This window comes from Methylophaga sp. UBA1464 (assembly GCF_002325665.1).
Lineage (GTDB): Bacteria > Pseudomonadota > Gammaproteobacteria > Nitrosococcales > Methylophagaceae > Methylophaga.
This window is the reverse complement of record NZ_DCSO01000116.1, coordinates 1-1,641: the sequence shown is the minus strand read 5'-3', so window position 1 is coordinate 1,641 and position 1,641 is coordinate 1. Positions and strand designations below refer to the sequence as shown.

Below are 1,641 nucleotides of genomic sequence, written 5' to 3'. Positions count from 1 at the left end.
GTGTCTCCTTTAACTAGAAATACTCCTGGGTCAGGTTTTAAATCAGACACTAAACCTCCGTGTGCATGTAACGCTGAAATAAGCGGCGGCCCGACAGGGCCGGAACGTACTTGATTGACTGGTTAAAAGTCACTATCCGTCACTGGGTTGATGATGGTTATCTCCTCAGAATAACGAGAAAAATCATTATCGCGAGTGACCAACGGCACATTCTCAATTTTCGCTATGCATGCATAAACAAGGTCGGCGCCCTTCAACCGGTCGAAACGATTGAACAGGTCTAAGTCCCATGCCTTCTTTGTGAGCTCCGGGCCAACTTCATACGGCACAGCATTTTCCAAATAGATATGCCGGTACGGCTCTCGGGAGTCATTGTCACCGCGATTTCGCCGAGACTGAGTTGCTTGAAACTCAAAGATCGCCAGATTAGGAATGATCCATTTGGCATCTCTATGGTCTTCAGCAAAGGTATAGCATGGCAGATGGAACTCGTGACTGCTCCTGATTGCGGGAACCAAGAAGCTCGCATCTACAAGGAAAGTTTCTGCCATCCAGGACCCCTTTTAACGCCGCTAGCACGCGCGGCTTTGTAGTGAACGCGAAGCCGCAACGGAAAAGCCGTCGCCGTGCCTACCTTGTTAGCATTTTTACGACCACGATTTAATGATGGCACCAAGACAAACCGCCAATATTGTAACTAATGAAGGAAATAGCCACCGCTTCTCCTTCTCACTTTCGATGGCTCTAGAATGTAGATCAACAGCTGTTGATATTAGAGTTGCCGTGTCGCCGTTAGATAACGGAGTACGAGATATTCTTGTGTTTTTTTCTTGCTCGGGAAGGGATTCTATTTGATCTCGAGTAAGTATTTCTTGTCTATCGACATGAAAACTTCTTTGATGACTACGTCTCCACACGAGAGACACTTTATCTTTTTCCTCATTTAGTCGAAAGAACTCCGGGTGCTCAGAAAATACTTTTTCCCAATAGTCAGCATTGCTCTCTGTGCCAGTTATTCGCTTTGACCACCCAGCAAAATCAAGCTTGTAGAACTTATAGGTGCTCATTACTTGGATCGCCGCGATGACATCAGCCAATCTTTGATCCTTTAAATATGGTGATTTACTCACTAGGCCTCCTTGAATGCTAACAGCATGTTAATTAGGCCTTCGGCCTCATAATTATTTTATCGGGCGGCCATCTAATTATTACACCGCCATTGTTGGATTATCCAACTGTTTGAATAATAGTTAAATAATTAATTACAAGGAATCCTAATTAAAATTAAAAGGCCGTTGACCCGAAAAATATGAAATAAAAAGGCCAGTTATAAACTCACTTTTCAAACTGCCGCTTTAACAAAACATACAAAGCCCCAGTCCCGCCATCTTCAATCGTTGCACTGCAAAACGCCAAGACGGCATCACTTTGTCTGAGCCAGTGATTTAGTTTGCTTTTTAAAACTGGTTTGTTATCGCGTGATCCCCAGCCTTTGCCGTGAATGATTCGTACACAACGGATCTTTTCTTGCTGACATTGTTCGAGAAAATGGGAGAGGGTGGGTTCGGCTTTGGCGAGGGTGAGGCCGTGTAAATCGAGTTCGGCTTCCAGATGTACTCTGCCACTTTTGAGTTTGGCGAA

General features: G+C 44.7%; 3 protein-coding genes. All 3 read right to left on the bottom strand.

The window, feature by feature from the left end; all coding sequences use genetic code 11:
• Positions 1-122 precede the first annotated feature (122 nt).
• Positions 123-551, bottom strand: a complete 429-nt coding sequence (locus B3O33_RS15690; RefSeq protein ID WP_292359239.1) for a PIN domain-containing protein — start codon at positions 549-551, stop codon at positions 123-125.
• 96 nt (positions 552-647) lie between these two features.
• Positions 648-1,130 carry a hypothetical protein gene (locus B3O33_RS15685; protein WP_292359241.1) on the bottom strand — a complete coding sequence of 161 codons (483 nt, stop codon included), beginning with the start codon at positions 1,128-1,130 and terminating at the stop codon, positions 648-650.
• A gap of 205 nt (positions 1,131-1,335) precedes the next feature.
• Positions 1,336-1,641, bottom strand: a 306-nt coding sequence (locus B3O33_RS15680; protein WP_292363937.1) for a Smr/MutS family protein, incomplete at its 5' end; no start/stop codon positions are given.